We start from the raw sequence: 20,046 nt of genomic DNA, 5'->3' as shown, positions 1-20,046 counted from the left end.
CCGCGGTGCGGGAGCGTCGCCTACATTCGTACTGTTCATGAGCTTGTTCGAACCCACCATCCCGTTTGGCGAACCCGAGTTGATGCGGGTGAGCGACTTCCAGCGCTACCTGCATGAGCCGGGGGGCCGCGTGCGCGCGTCGTCACCGATCTGGCGCATGGCCAGCCGGCGCTGAGCCAGTCGCTGCTCGCCGATCTGATGCGCTTCGAGCACTCGGGCCAGGCTTCCGAGGCGCTGGAGGTGCTGGCCGCGTGCGTGCGGCATGCGCAGCATGTGGTCGTGCACCTGCAGATGGGCGAGTCGGTGGTGCCGCTCACCGTGTTCGCGCTCGACCGCCTGGTGCACTGCCCGGTGTCGATCGATGCCTTGCTGCTGCAGCGGCCCACCGAGCTGCGTGTGCTGCACGTCGAGCCCGCGGTGCTGCGGGCACCGGGCGATGCCGAAGCTTCGCTGGTCGGCGAGGGCCATCACTACCACCCACTGCGCCCGCTGCTGTGGGAACTGGCGCTGCGGGGCGCCCGCAGCACCCTGCTGCCCGAGATCGCTGGTCAGGTCGCCTATCGTGTGGCGCCGGGGGTCGACCTGTCGGGGCTGCGCGTCGCCGGCGCCTTGCCGGCGGCGATCCAGAAGCTGCAGGGCGACCGCTACACCCTGCGCGAGATGGCCGAGTGGCCGGGCTTCGACGTGGAGCGTGCGTCGCGGCTGCTCAATGCGCTCTACCTGCAGTCGGGCCTGATCGTGAGCCGCACACGGCCGACGGGTTTCGGCGAGTCGTTCTTCGGCGCGCTCGGGCGGTAGGGGTTCCCTACTTCGAGCCGAGGAGCTCCCAACGCTCCAGCGCTTCCATCAGCTCGGTCTCGATCTGCGAGAAGCGGGCCTGGGTCTGCGCGAGCACCTGCGGGTCGCCGCTGTAGATGGCGGTGCCGCTCAGCTGCTCGCCGAGCGCTTTCTGCTCGACTTCGAGCGCTTCGATGCGCGCCGGCAGGCCGTCGAGTTCGCGCTGTTCCTTGTAGCTGAGCTTGGCCTTCTTCGGCGCGGGCGTGGCCGGCGCTGACGCGGAGGAAGGTGCCGCGGCCTTGGCGGGCTTGTCCTCGCGCAAGGCGCGCGCACGGCCCTGCTGCAGCTTCCAGTCTTCGTAGCCACCTTCGTATTCGCGCCACAGGCCCGGCGACTCGTCGCCCTCCCAGGCGATGGTGCTCGTGACCACGTTGTCGAGGAAGCGCCGGTCGTGGCTCACGAGGAAGACCGTGCCGTTGTACGACTGCAGCAGCTCTTCGAGCAGCTCCAGCGTGTCGATGTCGAGGTCGTTGGTGGGTTCGTCGAGCACCAGCACGTTGGCCGGCAGCGCAAAGAGCCGCGCGAGCAGCAGGCGGTTGCGCTCGCCGCCGGAGAGCGTGCGCACCGGCGAGTTGGCGCGCTCGGGCGAAAAGAGGAAATCGGTGAGGTAGCTCATCACGTGCTTGCGCTGGCCGTTCACCTCCACCCACTCGCTGCCCGGGCTGATGGTGTCGGCGAGCGTCGCGTCGAGCTTGAGCGTGCTGCGCATCTGGTCGAAGTAGGCCACCTCGATGCGTGAGCCCTGGCGCACGCTGCCGCTGTCGGGTTTCAGCTCGCCAAGGATGAGCTTCAGGAGCGTGGTCTTGCCCGCGCCGTTGGGGCCGATCAGGCCCACCTTGTCGCCGCGCAGGATGGTGGCGCTGAAGCCCTGGACGATGACCTTCTCGCCGAAACGAACAGAGACGTCTTTCAGCTCGGCGACGATCTTGCCGCTGGGCACGCCGGAGTCGACCTCCAGCCGCACCTGGCCGAGCGAATCGCGACGCTTTTGGCGCTGGTCGCGCAACACCTTGAGCCGCTCGATGCGGGCGACGCTGCGCGTGCGGCGGGCTTCCACGCCTTTCCTGATCCACACCTCTTCCTGGGCCAGCAGCTTGTCGGCGCGTGCGTTCGCGAGAGCCTCGGAGGCGAGCTGTTCTTCCTTCGTGCGCTCGTAGGCGCTGAAGTTGCCGGGGTAGCTGCGGATGGTCCCGCGGTCGAGTTCGAGGATGCGGGTGGCGACGTTGTCGAGAAAGGCCCGGTCGTGGGTGATCAGCATCACGCTGCCCTTGAAGCCGATGAGCAGCTCTTCCAGCCAGGCGATCGAGTCGAGGTCGAGGTGGTTGGTCGGCTCGTCGAGCAGCAGCACGTCGGGCACGGCGACCAGCGCCTGCGCGAGCGCCACACGCTTCTTCATGCCGCCCGAGAGTTCGCCGACCACCCGCGTGCCGTCGAGGTGCAGCTGCGCGAGCGTGGTGTCGACGCGCTGCTCCCAGGTCCAGGCGTCGAGCGCTTCGATGCGGGTCTGCAGGGCGTCGAGGTCGACGCCTTCGGCATGCTCTTCGTACTGCTGGCGCACCGCCTTGGCTTCGGCGACACCTTCGCTCACGGTGTCGAAGACGCTCGCCTGTGCGTCGAACACCGGCTCCTGCGGCACGTAGCAGATGCGCAGGCCCTGCGTCATCTGCAGCAGCCCGTCGTCGGGCTTTTCCAGCCCTGCAATGATCTTGAGCAGCGAGGACTTGCCGGCGCCGTTGCGGCCGATCAGGCCGAGGCGTTCGCCGGCTTCGAGCGAGAACGCCGCCTTGTCGAGCAGGGCCACGTGGCCGTAGGCGAGGTGGGCGTTGGTGAGGGACAGGACGGCCATGGGGTGCGGGGCAAAACCCGCATTGTCACCGCCTCTCTCGTGGCCCGCCCGTCTTGGCGAGGAATCAGGAGATGTAGCGCCCGCCCGGCCCGATGATGGTCAGCTCTACCAGCTTGGAGCCATGGTGGTTGTTCGGCCCGTAGTTGAGCTTGTAGCCGCCGATGTCGAGCGTGCCGGCACGTTCCATCGTGGCCACCAGGCTTTGCGGCGTGACCGACTTGCCGGCCCGGCGCAGGCCTTCGAGCAGCACGCGCAGGTTGACGTAACCGAAGAAGTGGTCGTAGTCGATGGGGATCTTGGCGCGCTCCATCGCCGCGCCGTAGTCGCGGATGACGCCGAGCGTGGGCCGCAGCGCGTTGGGCAGCAGCCGGGTGAAGGCGAGGCCGCGTGCCTCGTCGCCGAGTGCTTCGATGGAGTTGCGGCTGTTGGCGATGGTCGGGCCGTAGATCGGCACGCCGAGGTAGGCGCGTGCCGCTTTCACCGTCGGCACGAACATCGGCCCGAAGGCCATGATGATGAGCCCGTCGGGCTTGGCGTCGCCGAGCAGCTTGCAGGCGTTGACGGCGTTCGAGCCGGTGAGGTCGATGGCCTGCGTGGCGACGACGGTCGCGCCGTGTTCCTTGGCCACTTCTTCGACCATCGGCGCCATCTCCTTGCCGAAGGCGTTGTTGAGCACCGCCACCGCGATGCGCTTGCGCTGGCCCGACACGAGGTTCTGCACCATCTTGCCGACCTCGTCGCGGTAGCTGGCCATCGTGGTGAAGAAGTACGGGTGCTGCGGCGTGCGCAACGAGGGGGCGCCGGTGTAGACGCCGATGAGCGGCACCTTCTTCTCGGCCAGCACCGGCAGCACCGCGGCGACGTTGGCCGTGCTGCCCAGCCCGTAGAGCGCGACCACCTTTTCCTTGTCGATCAGCGTGTGCACGTTGTCGACGCAGCGCTTGGGGTCGTAGGCGTCGTCGAGGGTGACGAGCCGCACCTTGCGGCCGGCCACCGCGCCCCTGCGCTCGTTGAACTCTTCGAGGGCCAGCTCCTGGCCCTTGAGCACCCGCACCAGCTGCGATGCGGCCGGACCGGTCAGGTGCACGCTCTGACCGATCAGGATCTCGTTCGGTGGGGCCGCCTGGAGGGCGGGAAGCGCGAGGCTCGCGGAGGTGGCGGCAAGGCCCTGCACGCAGGCACGGCGTGTGATCGGATGGCTCATGTTCTCTCCCTGGGCCTGTGGCCCTTCTGTGATGCCGATGCCGGCGCAGTATGGGAGTGGGGGCGTGGCCCGCGGCTCGGGACTAGCCCGAGGCCTGGCGTGCTATTTCGCTAACGCGTGACGCTCCAGCGCATTGATGAACGTGCGAGCGACGTCGAAACCGGTCTGCTGGGTGATTTCCTGGAAGCCGGTCGGGCTGGTCACGTTGATCTCGGTGACGCAGTCGCCGATGACGTCGAGACCCACCAGCAGCAGGCCACGCGCGGCGAGGATGGGGCCGATCTGCGACGCGATCTCGCGGTCGCGCGCCGACAGGTCCTGCGCCACGCCCTTGCCGCCGACGGCCATGTTGCCGCGGATCTCGCTGCCCTGCGGGATGCGCGCGAGCGCATGCGGTACGGGCTCGCCGTCGATCAGCAGGATGCGCTTGTCGCCCTGCGTAATCTCGGGCAGGTAGCGCTGCACCATCAGCGTCTGCGCGCCGTGCTTGTTGAGCGTCTCGATGATGCTGCCGAGGTTGAGACCGTCCGGGCCGACGCGGAAGATGCCCATGCCGCCCATGCCGTCGAGCGGCTTCAGGATGATGTCGCGGTGCTCGGCGTGGAAGGCGCGGACCTGCGCGCCGTCACGCGTGACGAGCGTGGGCGTGATGAACTGCGGGAACTCGAGGATTGCGAGCTTCTCGGGGTGGTTGCGCAGTGCGGCGGGCCGGTTGAAGACCTTGGCGCCTTCGCGCTCGGCCTGCTCCAGCAGGTGAGTCGCGTAGAAGTATTCGCTGTCGAAGGGCGGGTCGCTTCGCATCAGCACGGCGTCCATCTCGGCCAGCACGGCGTCGGCGCGTGCTTCGGGGACGAACCAGTCGTGCGGGTCGGCGGTGACGGTGAAGCGGCGCGAAAGCGCGGTGACCTTGCCGCCGCGCTGCCAGCGCAGGTGCCGGGCCTCGCAGGCGAAGAGTTCGTGTCCACGCACGTGGGCCTCGCGCATCATCGCGAAGGTCGAATCTTTGTAGGTCTTGAAGCCTTCCAGCGGGTCGGCGACAAAGAGCAGCTTCATGGGCGGGCCTCGGGGAAAGAGGCCGCCACTGTTGCACAAATCAAGAGGGCATGTCCGGCGCTGGGCCGCCCCAGGCCGGACGCGGCCTTGGGGCAGGAGCGTAGCGACTGGGGGGCGCTTCTCTAGATCTCGACCTTCGAACCCAGCTCCACCACCCGGTTGGTGGGCAGGCTCAGGTACTCCGATGCGCCGCTCGCGTTGTGGTGCATGCTCGCAAAGAGCTTCTCTCGCCACATCGTCATGCCCTGGCCGAAGGTCGGGATGACGATGTCGCGCGACAGGAAGTAGGACGTCTCCATGTCGTCGAGCTGCACGCCGCGGTGGCGCAAGAGGGCCAGCGCTTCCGGCACGTCGGGGTCGTTCTTGAAGCCGAAGTTGAGCGTGACCTGCCAGCAGTCGCGGCCGAGCGATTCGATCTCGCAGCGCTTGTCGAAGCCGATCCACGGGACCTCGTGCTGCTTGACCGTCACGAAGAGGTTGGTCTCGTGCAGCACCTTGTTGTGCTTGAGGTTGTGCAAGAGCGCATTGGGCGTGACGCCGGCTTCGGGCACAAGGAACACCGCCGTGCCCGCCACGCGGGTGGGCGGGCTCACGAACACCGCTTCGAGGAAGCTCTTCAGGTCGATCGCGTCGTCGCGCAGGCGGTCGCGCATCAGCGCGCGGCCCTGCTTCCAGGTCATCATCAGCGTGAACATCAACCCGCCGATCAACACCGGGAACCAGCCGCCGTCGAAGATCTTGATGACGTTGGCCGAGAAGAACATCAGGTCGACGACAAAGAAGAAGCCGGTGGCGGCCACGCACAGCGCCCAGGGGTACTTCCAGCCGTAGCGGATGACGAAGAAGGTCATGATCGTGGTGATCAGCATGTCGATCGTCACCGCGATGCCGTAGGCGGCGGCCAGCTTGCTGCTGCTGCCGAAGAGCACCACCGCGAGCACGATGGCCGCGTAGAGGCTCCAGTTGATGAAGGGCACGTAGACCTGGCCGGTTTCCTTCACCGAGGTGTGGGTGATGCGCAGTCGGGGCAGGTAGCCGAGCTGGATCGCCTGCTTGGTGACCGAGAACGCCGCGGTGATGAGCGCCTGCGAGGCGATCACCGTGGCGGCCGTGGCCAGCGCGATCAGCGGGTAGAGCGCCCATTGCGGGGCCATCTCGTAGAACGGGTTCTTCACGTTCTCGGGCTGGGCGAGCAGCATCGCGCCCTGGCCGAAGTAGTTGAGCACCAGCGCCGGCATGACAAAGCCGAACCAGGCCAGGCGGATCGGCTTCTTGCCGAAGTGGCCCATGTCGGCGTAGAGAGCCTCGGCGCCGGTCACGCACAGCACCACCGAGCCGAGCGCGATGAAGGCAATGCCCGGGTGGTCGACGAAGAAGCGCAGGGCGTAGTGTGGGCTGAGCGCAGCCAGCACGGCCGGATTCTTGACCACGTGCGCGATGCCGAGCAGCGCGAGGACGATGAACCACAGCAGCGTGATCGGGCCGAAGAGCTTGCCCACGCTTGCGGTGCCGTGGCGTTGCATCAGAAAGAGCAGGGTCAGCACCACCAGCGTCACCGGCACCACGTAGCGGTTCAGGCCCGGGGCGGCGACTTCCAGGCCCTCGACCGCCGACAGCACCGAGATGGCCGGCGTGATGACGCCGTCGCCGAAGAAGATGGCGGTGCCGAAGATGCCGATCACCATCAGCACCCGGTGCAGCCGGCGGCGCTCCTTCACCGCCTGCGAGGCCAGCGCGAGCATCGCGATCAGGCCGCCTTCGCCGTTGTTGTCGGCGCGCAGGATGAGCCCGACGTACTTGAACGAGACGATGACCGTCAGCGACCAGAACATCAGCGACAGCACGCCGAAGATGTTTTCTGCGGTCAGCGGCACGTGGCCGTGGGCGAAGACTTCCTTGAAGGCATAGAGCGGACTGGTGCCGATGTCGCCATAGACGACGCCGAGGGCGGCCAGCGTGAGCGCGGCCAGGCTGGAGGAGGGGCGCTGTGGGTTCACGGTCGACCGGGCGAGCAAGGGCGGGGCCCGGCGGAGTCACAAAGGGCGCTTATTGTGCTCCGCAGCCTGCGGCGGCTCGACGGGGTGAACGTGAACGATGTTGCAATGCAACAACTTGTGAGGCGGGGTCGCCCGAAGCCGGACGGCGCCGCCTGGGTCCAACCTACTCGTAGACCTCGGCGTCGGGGTCCGTCGCCTCCAGCTCGTACGAGGCGGCCAGCATCGCCAGACGCGCAATCACCCCATACATGTAGAAGCGGTTGGGCGCGCTCGCGCCCGGCTTCACGCCCGGCTTGGGCAGCTGGTTCGATTCCGCGAACGCCAGCGGCACGAAGCTCGCGCCCGGGGAGTTGAGGTTCTCGTCGATGCCACGTTCGGCGTTCACCCGGTAGAAACCGCCGACCACGTAGCGGTCGATCATGTAGACCACCGGCTCGGCCACGGCGTCGTGCACGCGCTCGTAGGTGGGCACGCCTTCCTGCAGGATGACCTCGCTCACCTCCTGGCCGTCCTTGATGACGCTCATCTTGTTGCGCGTCTTGCGGTTGAGGTCGATCAGGTCCTTCGGGTCGCGCACCGTCATGATGCCCATGCCGTAGGTGCCGGCATCGGCCTTCACGATGATGAAAGGCTTCTCCTGGATGCCGTATTCCTTGTACTTGCGGCGCACCTTCGCGAGCAGGGCTTCGGCGTTGGTCATCAGGCAATCCTGGCCGGTGCCGTCGCTGAAGTTGACCTCGCCGCACTTGGCGAACATCGGGTTGATGAGCCAGGGGTCCATGCCCAGGAGCTTGGCGAACTTCTTCGCCACCTCTTCATAGGCCTGGAAGTGGTTGGTCTTGCGGCGCACCGCCCAGCCGGCGTGCAGCGGCGGCAGCAGGTACTGCTCGTGCAGGCCCTCCAGCACCTTGGGGATGCCGGCCGACAGGTCGTTGTTGAGCAGGATGGTGCAGGGGTCGAAGTCCTTCAGGCCCAGCCGGCCGCGGGTGCGGATCAAGGGCTCGAGCATCAGCGAGCTGCCGTCGGGCAGGTCGAGCTGGGTGGGCGTCTTCACGGTCTCGTCGAGCGTGCCCAGGCGCACGTTGAGGCCGGCCTGGTGGAAGATCTGCTTCAGCCGCGCCACGTTCGACAGGTAGAAGGTGTTGCGCGTATGCCGCTCGGGGATCAGCAGCAGGTTCTTCGCCTCGGGGCAGATTTTCTCGATGGCCGCCATCGCGGCCTGCACGGCCAGCGGCAGCATCTCCTGCGTGAGGTTGTTGAAGCCGCCGGGGAAGAGGTTGGTGTCGACCGGCGCAAGCTTGAAGCCCGCATTGCGCACGTCGACCGAGGTGTAGAACGGCGGCGTGTGCTCCATCCATTCGAGCCGGAACCAGCGCTCGATGGCGGGCAGCGATTCGAGGATGCGCTGCTCCAGTTCGTTGATCGGGCCAGTGAGTGCGGTGATGAGGTGCGGAACCATGGATCGGGGCCCGAAGGAATGGGGGAAGGGGTGGCTGGAATTCTAGGCAGATGGGGCCACGCCCGAGCAGTACAAGCTGCCATGAAAAAGGCCACCTTGCGGTGGCCTTTTTCGTTTGACGGTGAGCGTTTGCTCTGCCGTCGGCTTACTGGTGGTAAGCGGTTTCGCCGTGCGACGTGATGTCCAGGCCTTCGCGTTCCTCTTCTTCCGGCACGCGCAGACCGATCACCAGGTCGACGATCTTGTAGGCCACCACCGAGACCACACCCGACCACACGATGGTCAGCAGCACAGCCTTCAGCTGCACCCAGACCTGCGAGGCGATGGAGTAGTCGGCCGGGGTCACCATCGTGGCGGTGACCCAGTCGGCCACGTAGCCCGGGCCGCCGAGGGCCGGCGAATTGAACACGCCGGTCAGCAGGGCACCGACGATGCCGCCGACGCCGTGCACGCCGAAGACGTCGAGCGAGTCGTCTGCGCCCAGCATCTTCTTCAGGCCGTTCACACCCCACAGGCAGGCGAAGCCGGCGACGAAACCGATCACGAGCGCACCCATGATGCCCACGTTGCCGGCAGCCGGCGTGATGGCCACCAGGCCGGCGACGGCGCCGGACGCAGCGCCCAGCATCGAGGCCTTGCCCTTGAGCAGCGCTTCACCGATGCACCAGGCCAGCACCGCAGCCGCGGTGGCGCCGAAGGTGTTGATGAAGGCGAGCGCGGCAAAGCCGTTGGCTTCGAGGGCCGAGCCGGCGTTGAAGCCGAACCAGCCCACCCACAGCAGCGAAGCACCGACCATCGTCAGCGTCAGCGAATGTGGCGTGAAGGCTTCCTTGCCGTAGCCGACGCGCTTGCCGATCATGTAGGCACCCACCAGGCCGGCGACGGCCGCGTTGATGTGCACCACAGTGCCGCCCGCGAAGTCGAGCGCGCCCCACTGCCAGATCTGGCCGGCCTTGCCGGTCATGGCTTCGGCCACTTCCTTGCTGGCGTAGGCGTCAGGGCCCATCCAGTACCAGACCATGTGGGCGATCGGCGCGTAGCTGAAGGTGAACCACAGCACCATGAAGAGCAGCACGGCCGAGAACTTGATGCGCTCCGCGAAGGCGCCCACGATCAGGCAGCAGGTGATGCCAGCGAAGGTGGCCTGGAAGGCGGCGAACACGATCTCGGGGATGTACACGCCCTTGCTGAACGTTGCGGCAGGCGCGAAGGTGCCGGCCACGTTGTCCCAGGTGCCCTTCATGAACAGCCGGTCGAGCCCGCCCACGAAGGCGTTGCCCTCGGTGAACGCGAGGCTGTAGCCGTAGATGAACCACAGCACCACGATCAGCGAGAAGGTGACCATCACCTGCATCAGCACCGACAGCATGTTCTTGCTGCGCACGAGGCCGCCATAGAACAGCGCCAGACCAGGGATGGTCATGAGGATCACCAGCAGCGTGGCGACGAGCATCCAGGCGGTGTCGCCCTTGTTGATGACCGGGGCTGCCGCGGCGGGTGCAGAGGCGGCGTCGGCCGCGGCGGAAGCGGCAGCAGCAGGCGCCGAAGCGACAGCGGCCACGGAGGCAGCAGCCTCAGGGGCCGAGGCCGCCTGCGCAAGCACGGCCCCGCTGAAGCCCAGGACCGCGAGGCCCAGGGCGAGGGTTGCAATGAGTTTCTTCATGGTGGGTTGTCTCTCGTTCGTCTTGTGCGTCAGAGCGCGTCCTTGCCGGTCTCGCCGGTGCGGATGCGCACGACCTGCTCCAGCGGCGAGACGAAGATCTTCCCGTCGCCGATCTTGCCGGTGCGGGCGGCGTTTTCGATGGCTTCGATCACGCGGTCGATGAGGGCGTCATCCACGGCCGCTTCGATCTTCACCTTGGGCAGAAAGTCCACCACGTACTCCGCGCCGCGGTACAGCTCGGTGTGGCCTTTCTGACGGCCGAAGCCCTTGACTTCGGTCACCGTGATGCCCTGCACGCCGATGGCGCTCAAGGCTTCACGCACTTCGTCAAGCTTGAAGGGCTTGACGATGGCAGTCACCATCTTCATGGTTCTCTCCAGTGGTTGTGGGGTTAGAAGGTTCGCTTGATGCCGAAGAAGACGCTTTCCTTGCCCAGGTTGTCACCGTTGGGGCTGTAGTAGGCGTGGCCGTTCGGGTTGCCGGAGACGGTTTTGGTGTCGGTGCCCACGAAGGTGAGGCTCACCACGGTGCCGGAGATGTCCTTGCTCAGCGTGAGCGAGTAGTCGGTGTAGGACAGGATGTTGGTCCAGCCCTTGACCTTCTGGTAGCCCACGTGCGGCGTCAGGCTGAAGCCCTCGGGCAGACTGAAGGTGGCGCTGAGGTCGAGGTAGCCGCTGCCCTTGCTGTCGCGGTTGCCGAAGAGGTTGCTCGTCGAGTGCGAGTACTTGAGCGTGGCCGGGCCGAAGGTCACGGCGCCATAGACCTCGGTGGTGTTCGGGTCGTCGTAGACGGCGCTCCAGGCGGGAGTCTCGGCGTCCGGGTAGATGTACTGCAGCACGCCCACGTCGAGCGTGAGGCCAGACACCACTTCCTTCTTCCAGCCGGCGTAGACGTCGACCTCGACGGTGGAGTCGCCGCCCGAGTCGCGAATCCACTTGATCGTCGAGCCCCAGGTGCCGATGTAGAAGCCGGCCGGCAGCGCCAGGTCGGCGCCGAACTGCAGGGCCGGCTCGAACCGCGTCTGCGAGATGCCACGGTAGCGGTAGTCGGTCACCGCGCCGAGGTTGAAGGACAGCGGGCTGGCCTCCTGGGCAACGCTGACGGCAGGCAATGCCGATCCAACGACGGCCATGAGCAGCAACGACTTTTTGAGCATGTGTGTTTTCTCCGCGATCAGTGTGAGGAAGGGTCCGGGACCACGGTTTGCAGCTTTTGTGCCATGGTCGTTTTGGGGCGCTTCGCCCCAAAACAGGATGTGCCCGCCTGCTTTCTCTCCAACTTGGTGCCAGAAGGGGTCTGTTTGGCCTGTTTGGCACGTTGGCGGTGCAGATCCGACCTTTGCGGGATGGTCGGCGTGGGGTGGCTGCGGACAATGGGCTCCGCATCAAAACAAGGCGGCCTGCAGCCGCCGGGTGCCACAGGGGAGAAAACACATGTCACTGGCGGTGATCCACAGCCGCGCGCTCGACGGCCTGGCGGCGCCCGAGGTCACGGTCGAGGTCCATCTCGCCAACGGGCTGCCGAGCTTCACGCTGGTCGGCCTGGCCGACACGGAGGTGAAAGAAGCGCGGGAGCGGGTGCGTGCTGCGCTCCAGAACAGCGGCCTCGAGTTCCCTTTCAACAAGCGCATCACCGTGAATCTGGCGCCGGCCGACCTGCCCAAGGAAACCGGCCGCTTCGACTTGCCCATCGCGCTCGGCATCCTGGCGGCCAGTGGACAGATCGACACCGCCTTGCTCGGGCGCTACGAGTTTGCCGGCGAGCTGTCGCTCTCCGGTGAATTGCGCCCGGTGCGTGGCGCCTTGGCGATGGGCCTGGCGCTCAAACGCCGCGAGGGGTCGGTGCCGCGTGCGCTGGTGCTGCCGCAGGGCAGCGCGCAGGAGGCTGCGCTGGTCGAGGGGCTGCCGATCTACGGCGCGGGCCATCTGCTCGAGGTCGTGCAGGCGCTGTTGCCCGGCGATGCGGCGCAGCGAGGTGAGCTGGTGCGGGCGCAAGCCAGGCTGTCGGCGGTCGCCGAGGCGCTGCCCGACCTGCGCGAGGTGAAGGGCCAGGCCGGCGCCAAGCGCGCCCTCGAAGTGGCGGCGGCCGGGGCCCACAGCCTCTTGATGATGGGGCCACCCGGCACTGGCAAGTCGATGCTGGCCCAGCGGTTTGCCGGCCTGCTGCCGCCGCTCACGCAAGATGAAGCGCTGGAGTCGGCGGCGGTGCTGAGCCTGTACCACGGCTTCTCGCCCGATCGGTGGCGGGTGCGCAACATCCGCGCGCCGCACCACGGTGCGTCGGCCGTGGCACTGGTCGGCGGTGGCTCGCCGCCGCGCCCGGGCGAGATCTCGCTGGCCCACCACGGGGTGCTGTTTCTCGATGAGCTGCCCGAGTTTCCGAGAGCGGCGCTGGAAGCCTTGCGCGAGCCGATGGAGACCGGCCGCGTCACCATCTCGCGCGCCGCGCGGCAGGCCGAGTACCCTGCGTCCTTCCAGTTGATCGCGGCGATGAATCCCTGTCCGTGCGGACACCTCGGCAGCCCGCTTCGGACCTGCCGGTGCACGCCCGATGGGGTGTTGCGCTACCAGGGCCGGCTGAGCGGGCCTTTGCTCGACCGCATCGACCTGCAGATCGAAGTGCCGGCCGTTGCGCCCGACACGCTGGCGTCGGCGCCCGATGGGGAACCGAGTGCGCAGGTGGCCGAGCGTGTGCAGGCGGCGCGGGAGACGGCGCTGTCACGCCAGGGCTGCACCAACGCCCGCCTGAGTGGGTCGGCGATCGATGCGCATTGCGCGCTCGGGGACGCGGAGACGCGGCTGCTGCAGGGCGCCTCGGCGCGCTTGGGCTGGTCGGCGCGCAGCTACCACCGCGTGCTGCGGGTCGCGCGCACGGTCGCCGACCTCGCGGCCAGCCCGGTGATCCGGGTGCCGCACCTGGCCGAAGCGATCCAGTACCGGCGCCTGCTCATGGCGCCGGCCTGAACTTCAGCCCTTGGCCGGACGCGGCTTCAACTCGTTGCCCTGCACTTCGACCCGTGCGCCCACGGCGGGCGCCGTGGTCTGTGTGACGGTGCGGGTGCTGCCGTCGTCCATGCGCAGCTGCACCTGGTAGACGGTGGTGCTGCGGGCGTGTTTCTCGATCTCGTGGCCGGCGAGGCCGCCGCCGACGGCGCCCAGCACGGTCATGGCCTTCTTGCCGTTGCCGTTGCCGATCTGGTGGCCCACGACGCCGCCGACGACCGCGCCGCCGACGGCACCGAGACCCGTGGCTTCGCCCTTCTGCTTTTCGGCCTTCACGCTTTCGACGGTGCCGCAGTGCGCGCAGGTCACGGTGTTGGTCTGCTTGGGCGCGGCGGTTGTTTTCGCGGGTGCGGCCTTCGTCGCGGACACCGGCACCGGCTGGGCCGGCGCGGGGGTGTCGTTCGGGCTCTTCATCAGCGCGGCGGCCAGGGCGCCGACGCCGAGCAGGCTCAGGCCGCCGGCAACCCACCAGACGATGGGATTGGCGCTCGGGCGTGCAACGGCGCCGGGGGCGAGCGGTTCGGACAAGGAGGTGCTGCTGTTCATAGGAGGTGTGAAGAAAAGATCAGGCTCTCATGAACCCGAGGTCACGCTGGAAGTTCCGCAGGTTGGGGAACACCGCGTCGAGGTTGCTCTCGGACACGCCGAACCACCTGCCGATCGTGGCGCCGATCTGGTCGACCGAGACACCGGGCAGGAAGCTGCCGGAGCCCACCTCGTCGTTGTGGTTCAAGCCCACCTGCGGGAAGCGGCCGTAGATCTCTTTGCCGTTGACCGCGCCGCCGTAGACGAAGTGGTGCGCACCCCAGCCGTGGTCGGTGCCGTCGCCGTTGGTGGTGAAGGTGCGGCCGAAGTCGGAGCCGGTGAAAAGCGTCACGCTTTCGCGCAGGCCCAGCGTGCCGAGCACGGTGTCGAAGTAGCCGATGGCGTGCGACAGGCGCGCCATCAGGTCGGCCTGGCCGCGGTTCTGGTTGTCGTGGGTGTCGAAGCCGCCCATGCTGACGAAGAACACCTGCCGCTGCACGCCGAGGTTGCCGCGTGCCGCGATGATGCGCGCGACGGCCTGCAGCTGCTGCGCGAGGTTGTTGTTGGCGGCGACGCCGGTGGAGGGCGGGACGTACTGCGACGGCGCGGCCACCAGGGCGTTGGCGTTGGTGAACTCCTGCTGGAACTGCGCCTGTGCATCGATCGAGCGCTTGGTGATGTTGGTCTGCTCACGGCCGAGCAGGTGCGACACGGAGTTGGGGTCGCCGTTGGCCGTGATGAGGTTGCGGTAGGCGGTGGCGGCGGCTGCCGAGCCGAAGAGGCTGCCGGTGATGCCGCCCACTGCCGTGGCGCCGCCGGTGCCGATCTGGTACTGGAAGATGTTCTGCCCGGCCATGAACACCGCATTGCTGTTGACCGAGATGCTGGTGAACACGGTGTTGGTGTTGCTGCCGGCCATGAGGTCGCCGAAGCGGCCGCCCCAGCCCACCCGTGCGCCTTCGGGGCCGAGGGCCTGCCAGGTCGACTGCTGGTCGTTGTGCGAGAAGAGCTTGGCGGGCCGCGGGCGCGAGGCTGAATTGGCCTGGTACTCGGCCTTGGTCATCGGGAAGATCAGCGGGCCTGCGTTGGCGATGACGGCCAGGCGGCTGCCGGTGGGGGCGTTGAACAGCGTCTGCATCTCCGTCATCGACGGGTGCAGCGCAAAGCTGCGGGTGTTGTTGACCGGCGAGGCGGTGAAGTTCGGGCTGAGCGGCAGCACGCCGCCGAGCGCCGCCGGCGAGGCGCGTGCGGCCGTGGGGTCGGGGGCGGTGCCCACCGGGCGCAGCGCGATCGGGTCGGTGCCGGTGGCGCGCACGGTCTGGTAGGCGCTCCACGACGCGGTGTCGGTGGGCAGCACCATGTTGGCCGAGTCGTTCCCCCCATAGAGGAAGAGGCAGACGATGGCCTTGTAGCCGGGCGCGGTCTGTGCCACCGCGGCGTTCATCGTCGCGAGGTTGAGCGCGAAGGGCAGCCCGGCGGGGCCCACCGTGCCCGAGAGGATGGCGGCGCGGCGGAGGAACTCGCGGCGGGAGGCGTGGTCGTGTCGCATGTCGGTCTCCCTCTTATTTCTGCACCAGGTAGTCCGGCGAGGCCATCGTCAGGAGGATGGCGATGAACACACGCTCGCGGCGTGCGGTATCGATGTTGGTCTGGTTGGTCGCCGGGATGCTGCGGCTGGTGACGGCGGCGATCACCTGGTCGCGGTGGGCCGTGCTCATTTGGCCCGACATCAGGAGCCAGTTCAGCCGGTCGACGAGCGCGGTGGCGTTGTCGGCGATCGCGGTCTCTGCGCTGAAGTCGAGCTGGATGTCGCGGCCGGCGTTGACCGTGAGCCAGGTGCCGCGCAGGTAGTTGAGGTAGCCGGCGACCGACACCTCGTTGGCCAGCTGCAGCTCTGGCGCGACCAGGCCCGCGGTGGCCGCGGCGCTGTTGGGCGGCGTGAAGCCGGGGCGGTAGAAGTTGAAGACCGAGGGCGAGCGCATCGCCGTCTGGCTGAGGCGGCTGGCAGGGTCGTCGGTGTTGTCGATGCCGGTCCAGTTGCCGGTGGTTGAGCGGGCCTTGAACGCACGCAGGAAGTGCGACAAGCGCAGCAGCGGCTCGCGCACCTTGCCGTAGCTCGGGCTCGACAGGTCGGGGTTGCGCGCCTCGGGGTCGAGCAGGATGGCGCGCCACACCGCCTTCATGTCGCCGCGCACGCCGCGGCCGTTGTTGTTGAAGGCCGAGGCCACGCGGCCCACGTAGGCCGGGCTCGGGTTGCTGGTGACCATGCGCTGGATCAGCAGCTTGCCGATGAAGGGGCCGACGTTCGGGTGGTTGAAGATCGTGTCAAGCGCGATGCGCAGGTCGCCGTCCGCATCAGCGGTGGCGTTGGCTGCGATTGTCTGCCCGAGGAAACGCTTCTCGCTGGTGGAGTGGAAGGCGTTGTAGGCCTGCATCGGTTGCCAGTCGCGGTCGGGGTGGGCGTCGGCGCCGCCGAAGCGGCGGTTGGTGCGGTCGGCGAGGTTGGGGCCGGCGTACCAGCTGAAGCCAGTGAAGACCTTGGCCAGGCCCTGGATGTCGGCGTGGGTGTAGGTCTCGGTCTCGGTGCCGCCGCGCAGCGTGCCGTCGTTGTTCAGCTCGTACAGGCCGATCGAGAACAGCTGCATGATTTCGCGCGCATAGTTTTCGTCGGGCACCCGGCCGGTGGCGGGGTTCTCCTTCTGGTTGCGCATGTGGGTCAGGTAGATGCCCATCATCGGGTGCAGGCTCACGCGCTCCAGCAGGTCCCGGTAGTTGCCGAAGGCGTGCTCGGCCAGCATGTCGTAGTACGAGGTCACGCCGCGCGGGTTGTTGGCCAGCGTGCTGTCGGCGAACGAGATCACGAAGATCTGCGACAGCGCGAAGGCGGCGCGCTGGCGCAGCTGATCGTCGCGCGAGAGCGCCTGGGCCCAGTAGCTCTCGCGGAACTGCGCTGCGCTCGGGTCCTGCATCGCGGCTTCGAGGCCGGCATCGCGCCGGTCGTAGTGCGTGCGGTGCGGCAGGCGCGGCAGGTTGAACTGCGCTTCGATCCACGCGGCGAAGCTGGTGCGCGTGAGTGCGTTGATCGACGCTTCGGTCGGGCCGTAGCTGGCTTGCGCGAGGAATCGCGCTGCCTCGTTGCGAGTGGGCGCCGGGCCGTTGTTGGCAGGCGTCTGCTGCTCGTCGTTTTCCTTGCCGGCGCCGCAGGCGACGACGAGTGCCGCCATCACCACCACCAGGCTGGTGCGCATGCGCTGTTTCAGCCAGGCACCTGCGCTCGGGTGCTTCTTCTCAAGATGAGTGCTGTCCACGATCCCCTCCGCGTGTCGTCATGTCTGACGCTTGCCGCGGATTGTTTGGGGCACTCAGTCTCGAAAAGCGTGAATTGTTGGCAATCTGCGTGCCACTTACCTCTCGCAACAGGGCAAATGGTGTCGATTCATGCACGACTTGCGCGAGGTTGCATCGTCTGTAAGCGGATGCAAGCCCGGCCGTGCTGCGTCACGACAGCAAAGGTGCGAGCGAGCGTTCGGCCTGCTTCTCATCCATCTGGTTGCGCGCCGCCCAGTCCTTGAGCTGGTCGTCGCCGATCTTGCCGACGTTGAAGTAGGTCGCCTCCGGGTGGGCCATGTAGAAGCCGCTCACGCTGGCCGCAGGCGTCATCGCCAGGCTTTCGGTCAAGCCCATGCCGATGTCTTCGCACTGCAGCACGCGGAACATCTCGCGCTTGACCGTGTGGTCGGGGCAGGCCGGGTAGCCCGGTGCGGGGCGGATGCCGCGGTACTTCTCGGCGATCAGCTCTTCGTTGGAGAGCGACTCGTCGGCGGCAAAGCCCCAGAGTTCCTGGCGCACGCGCTGGTGCATGCGTTCGGCAAAGGCTTCGGCCAGCCGGTCGGCCAGGGCCTTCAGCATGATCGCGCTGTAGTCGTCGTGGTCGTCGAGGAATTGCTTCTCTTTCTTCTCGCAGCCGATGCCGGCAGTCACGGCGAAGAGGCCGATGTGATCGGCCTTGCCCGAGCCCTTGGGCGCGATGAAGTCGGCGAGGCAGCGGTTGGGCCGAGCCACACCGTCGATCACCGGGCGCTCCGTCTGCATGCGCAGGCCATGCCAGGTCATCAGCACTTCGCTGCGGCTCTCGTCGGTGTAGATCTCGATGTCGTCGTCGTTGACGCTGTTGGCCGGGTAGAGGCCGATCACGCCATTGGCGGTGAGCCAGCGGCCCTTGGTGATGCGGTTGAGCATGCTCTGGCCGTCGCCATACACACGGCGTGCCGACTCGCCCACGATCTCGTCCGTGAGGATGGCGGGATAGGGGCCGGCCAGGTCCCAGGTCTGGAAGAAGGGCGCCCAGTCGATGCACTTGGCGAGTTCGGCCAAGTCGTAGTTCTTGAAGAGGCGGCGGCCGGTGAACTTCGGCGCCGGCGGGTTGTACGCGGCCCAGTCGATCGGCGTCTTGTTGGCGCGCGCCTTCTGCAGCGAGACCAGCGGCGTGGCCTTCTTGTTGGCGTGCTGGTGGCGCACCCGCTCGTAGTCGGCGTTGAGGTCGGCGATGTAGGCCGCGGCCTTTTCATCCGACAGCAGGTCGCTGCACACGCTCACGCTGCGGCTCGCATCGGGCACGTAGACCACCGGGCCTTCGTAGTGCGGCGAGATCTTCACCGCGGTGTGCACGCGGCTGGTGGTGGCGCCGCCGATCAGCAGAGGGATCTTCTTCACGCGGAAGTAGTCGTCGCGCTGCATCTCGCCGGCCACGTGCTGCATCTCTTCGAGGCTGGGCGTGATGAGGCCGGAGAGGCCGATGATGTCGGCGCCTTCGACCTTGGCGCGGGCGAGGATGTCCTGGCACGGGACCATCACCCCCATGTTGACCACCTCGAAGTTGTTGCACTGGAGCACGACGGTGACGATGTTCTTGCCGATGTCGTGCACGTCGCCCTTGACCGTCGCGATGACGATCTTGCCCTTGGGCTTGGCCTCGCCGCCGGCATCGACCAGCGCCTTCTTTTCTTCCTCGATGTAGGGCAGCAGATGGGCCACCGCCTGCTTCATCACGCGGGCACTCTTCACCACCTGCGGCAGGAACATCTTGCCCTGGCCGAAGAGGTCGCCGACGACGTTCATGCCGTCCATCAGCGGGCCTTCGATCACGTGCAGCGGGCGACCGCCCTCGGCCTTGATGAGCTGGTACACCTCTTCGGTGTCTTCGGTGATGAAGTCGTTGATGCCATGTACCAGCGCGTGGCTCAGGCGCTCACGCACCGGCTTCGCGCGCCAGGCGAACTTGGCGCTGTCGTCCTTGGCCGCGCCCTTGGCGGTTTCGGCGATCTCGACCAGGCGCTCGCCGGCGTCAGGGCGGCGGTTCAGCACCACGTCTTCCACCCGTTCGCGCAGCGTCGGCTCCAGGTCGTCGTACACGCCCACCATGCCGGCGTTGACGATGCCCATGTCCATGCCGGCCTTGATCGCGTGGTACAGGAACACGGTGTGGATCGCCTCGCGCATCGGGTCGTTGCCGCGGAAGCTGAAGCTCACGTTCGACACGCCCCCGCTGACCTTGGCGCCCGGCAGGTTCTGCTTGATCCAGCGGGTGGCCTCGATGAAGTCGACCGCGTAGTTGTTGTGCTCCTCGATGCCGGTGGCAATCGCGAAGATGTTGGGGTCGAAGATGATGTCTTCAGGCGGGAAGCCGACCTCGTCGACGAGGATGCGGTACGCGCGCTCGCAGATCTCGATCTTGCGCTCGAAGGTGTCGGCCTGGCCTTTCTCGTCGAAGGCCATCACGACGGCGGCGGCGCCGTAGCGACGCACGAGCTTGGCCTGGTGCTTGAAGGCGTCGACCCCTTCCTTCATCGAGATCGAGTTGACGATGCCCTTGCCCTGGATGCACTTGAGGCCGGCTTCGATCACCTCCCACTTCGAGCTGTCGACCATGATCGGCACCCGCGCGATCTCGGGTTCGGAGGCGATCAGGTTCAGGAAGCGCACCATCGACGCCTTCGCGTCGAGCATGGCCTCGTCCATGTTGACGTCGATCACCTGCGCGCCGTTCTCGACCTGCTGGCGCGCCACCGCCAGTGCTTCCTCGAACTGGCCATTGAGGATCATGCGCGCGAAGGCCTTGGAGCCGGTGACGTTGGTGCGCTCGCCGATGTTGACGAAGAGCGTGCCCTCGCCGATCGTGACCGGCTCCAGACCGGAAAGCTTCATGGGCGGGACGTTGTGTGGAGCGGCAGCGGTCATGGCGTGGGTTCGAATGGAACACCGCATGCGCCGTGGTGCTCACCCGCGGCGCATGCGCGCGATCGGGGAATCGGTGGCATGCAGGGGCGAGCGTCGTTGCGAGCTTCCAAGCCTGGCGGCGCTGGCTTTCGAGGGAAAGCCGGGCGCCGTCGCAACGCTCCTTGGAAGCGGCGGATTTTAGACGTCGGCCACCCCGGGCGATAGCCGCACAACGCGACTTTGT

Annotated in this window: 15 protein-coding genes and 1 riboswitch; of the genes, 3 read left to right on the top strand and 12 right to left on the bottom strand. The window is 67.2% G+C overall.

All coding sequences use genetic code 11. The annotated features are described in order from the left end of the window. Positions 1 to 37: 37 nt before the first annotated feature. Both LRS03_RS16200 and LRS03_RS16195 read left to right on the top strand, forming a co-directional pair. A complete protein-coding gene (locus LRS03_RS16200; RefSeq protein WP_257826691.1) occupies positions 38 to 175 on the top strand; it encodes a hypothetical protein in 138 nt (45 codons plus the stop codon). Between the two features lie 23 nt (positions 176 to 198). Next, positions 199 to 798: a hypothetical protein gene (locus LRS03_RS16195; RefSeq protein ID WP_257826690.1), complete on the top strand. Its 600-nt coding sequence runs from the start codon at positions 199 to 201 to the stop codon at positions 796 to 798. 7 nt (positions 799 to 805) lie between these two features. Here LRS03_RS16195 and LRS03_RS16190 read toward each other — a convergent pair whose 3' ends face one another. The 8 genes from LRS03_RS16190 to LRS03_RS16155 all read right to left on the bottom strand — a co-directional run bounded on the left by LRS03_RS16190 (position 806) and on the right by LRS03_RS16155 (position 11,215). Further along, positions 806 to 2,683 (bottom strand): ATP-binding cassette domain-containing protein, encoded by a 1,878-nt coding sequence (locus LRS03_RS16190; RefSeq protein ID WP_257826688.1) that lies wholly within the window; start codon positions 2,681 to 2,683, stop codon positions 806 to 808. A gap of 64 nt (positions 2,684 to 2,747) precedes the next feature. After that, positions 2,748 to 3,887, bottom strand: coding sequence for an ABC transporter substrate-binding protein (locus LRS03_RS16185; RefSeq protein WP_257826687.1), 1,140 nt, complete (start codon positions 3,885 to 3,887; stop codon positions 2,748 to 2,750). Between the two features lie 102 nt (positions 3,888 to 3,989). Then, a complete protein-coding gene (gene gshB, locus LRS03_RS16180; RefSeq protein WP_257826685.1) occupies positions 3,990 to 4,940 on the bottom strand; it encodes a glutathione synthase in 951 nt (316 codons plus the stop codon). Between the two features lie 122 nt (positions 4,941 to 5,062). Next, positions 5,063 to 6,937, bottom strand: a complete 1,875-nt coding sequence (locus LRS03_RS16175; protein ID WP_257826684.1) for a potassium transporter Kup — start codon at positions 6,935 to 6,937, stop codon at positions 5,063 to 5,065. A gap of 163 nt (positions 6,938 to 7,100) precedes the next feature. Continuing rightward, the gene (gene gshA / locus LRS03_RS16170) at positions 7,101 to 8,396 is read right to left on the bottom strand and encodes a glutamate--cysteine ligase (protein WP_257826683.1); all 1,296 of its coding nucleotides are present in this window, start codon (positions 8,394 to 8,396) and stop codon (positions 7,101 to 7,103) included. A 145-nt stretch (positions 8,397 to 8,541) separates the two neighbouring features. Then, complete coding sequence (locus tag LRS03_RS16165) at positions 8,542 to 10,059, bottom strand: ammonium transporter (protein ID WP_308296432.1); 1,518 nt, start codon at positions 10,057 to 10,059, stop codon at positions 8,542 to 8,544. Positions 10,060 to 10,088: 29 nt separating this feature from the next. Next, on the bottom strand, positions 10,089 to 10,427 hold the full coding sequence (glnK, locus tag LRS03_RS16160) for a P-II family nitrogen regulator (protein ID WP_201809505.1): 339 nt from the start codon (positions 10,425 to 10,427) through the stop codon (positions 10,089 to 10,091). Between the two features lie 23 nt (positions 10,428 to 10,450). Next, positions 10,451 to 11,215, bottom strand: a complete 765-nt coding sequence (locus tag LRS03_RS16155; protein WP_257826679.1) for a TorF family putative porin — start codon at positions 11,213 to 11,215, stop codon at positions 10,451 to 10,453. A 277-nt stretch (positions 11,216 to 11,492) separates the two neighbouring features. Here LRS03_RS16155 and LRS03_RS16150 point away from each other — a divergent pair, with 277 nt between their 5' ends. Further along, entirely contained in the window at positions 11,493 to 13,022 is a 1,530-nt protein-coding gene (locus LRS03_RS16150; RefSeq protein WP_257826677.1) for a YifB family Mg chelatase-like AAA ATPase, read from the top strand. Between the two features lie 3 nt (positions 13,023 to 13,025). On the opposite strand, the gene LRS03_RS16145 is transcribed toward LRS03_RS16150, so the two are convergent. From LRS03_RS16145 to metH, 4 genes are all read right to left on the bottom strand, one after another. Continuing rightward, on the bottom strand, positions 13,026 to 13,607 hold the full coding sequence (locus LRS03_RS16145; protein WP_257826676.1) for a glycine zipper 2TM domain-containing protein: 582 nt from the start codon (positions 13,605 to 13,607) through the stop codon (positions 13,026 to 13,028). Between the two features lie 19 nt (positions 13,608 to 13,626). Further along, positions 13,627 to 15,135, bottom strand: a complete 1,509-nt coding sequence (locus LRS03_RS16140) for a DUF1501 domain-containing protein (RefSeq protein WP_257826674.1) — start codon at positions 15,133 to 15,135, stop codon at positions 13,627 to 13,629. A 13-nt stretch (positions 15,136 to 15,148) separates the two neighbouring features. After that, a complete protein-coding gene (locus LRS03_RS16135) occupies positions 15,149 to 16,894 on the bottom strand; it encodes a DUF1800 domain-containing protein (RefSeq protein ID WP_257826672.1) in 1,746 nt (581 codons plus the stop codon). 190 nt (positions 16,895 to 17,084) lie between these two features. Next, on the bottom strand, positions 17,085 to 19,823 hold the full coding sequence (metH, locus tag LRS03_RS16130) for a methionine synthase (protein ID WP_257826670.1): 2,739 nt from the start codon (positions 19,821 to 19,823) through the stop codon (positions 17,085 to 17,087). 81 nt (positions 19,824 to 19,904) lie between these two features. Continuing rightward, positions 19,905 to 19,992: riboswitch (S-adenosyl-L-homocysteine riboswitch) on the bottom strand. Positions 19,993 to 20,046 lie beyond the last annotated feature (54 nt).

Source organism: Rhizobacter sp. J219 (assembly GCF_024700055.1).
Classification (GTDB): Bacteria; Pseudomonadota; Gammaproteobacteria; order Burkholderiales; family Burkholderiaceae_C; genus Rhizobacter.
This window is presented reverse-complemented; position numbering and strand designations above follow the sequence as displayed.

What these genes read in the sequence shown, in the direction of transcription:
- LRS03_RS16200 (WP_257826691.1), top strand. Translation starts at nt 38, where the DNA reads ATGAGCTTGTTCGAACCCACCATCCCGTTTGGCGAACCCGAGTTGATG.
- LRS03_RS16195 (WP_257826690.1), top strand. Translation starts at nt 199, where the DNA reads ATGCGCTTCGAGCACTCGGGCCAGGCTTCCGAGGCGCTGGAGGTGCTG.
- LRS03_RS16190 (WP_257826688.1), bottom strand. Translation starts at nt 2,683, where the DNA reads ATGGCCGTCCTGTCCCTCACCAACGCCCACCTCGCCTACGGCCACGTG.
- LRS03_RS16185 (WP_257826687.1), bottom strand. Translation starts at nt 3,887, where the DNA reads ATGAGCCATCCGATCACACGCCGTGCCTGCGTGCAGGGCCTTGCCGCC.
- gshB (WP_257826685.1), bottom strand. Translation starts at nt 4,940, where the DNA reads ATGAAGCTGCTCTTTGTCGCCGACCCGCTGGAAGGCTTCAAGACCTAC.
- gshA (WP_257826683.1), bottom strand. Translation starts at nt 8,396, where the DNA reads ATGGTTCCGCACCTCATCACCGCACTCACTGGCCCGATCAACGAACTG.
- LRS03_RS16165 (WP_308296432.1), bottom strand. Translation starts at nt 10,059, where the DNA reads ATGAAGAAACTCATTGCAACCCTCGCCCTGGGCCTCGCGGTCCTGGGC.
- glnK (WP_201809505.1), bottom strand. Translation starts at nt 10,427, where the DNA reads ATGAAGATGGTGACTGCCATCGTCAAGCCCTTCAAGCTTGACGAAGTG.
- LRS03_RS16155 (WP_257826679.1), bottom strand. Translation starts at nt 11,215, where the DNA reads ATGCTCAAAAAGTCGTTGCTGCTCATGGCCGTCGTTGGATCGGCATTG.
- LRS03_RS16150 (WP_257826677.1), top strand. Translation starts at nt 11,493, where the DNA reads ATGTCACTGGCGGTGATCCACAGCCGCGCGCTCGACGGCCTGGCGGCG.
- LRS03_RS16145 (WP_257826676.1), bottom strand. Translation starts at nt 13,607, where the DNA reads ATGAACAGCAGCACCTCCTTGTCCGAACCGCTCGCCCCCGGCGCCGTT.
- LRS03_RS16140 (WP_257826674.1), bottom strand. Translation starts at nt 15,135, where the DNA reads ATGCGACACGACCACGCCTCCCGCCGCGAGTTCCTCCGCCGCGCCGCC.
- metH (WP_257826670.1), bottom strand. Translation starts at nt 19,823, where the DNA reads ATGACCGCTGCCGCTCCACACAACGTCCCGCCCATGAAGCTTTCCGGT.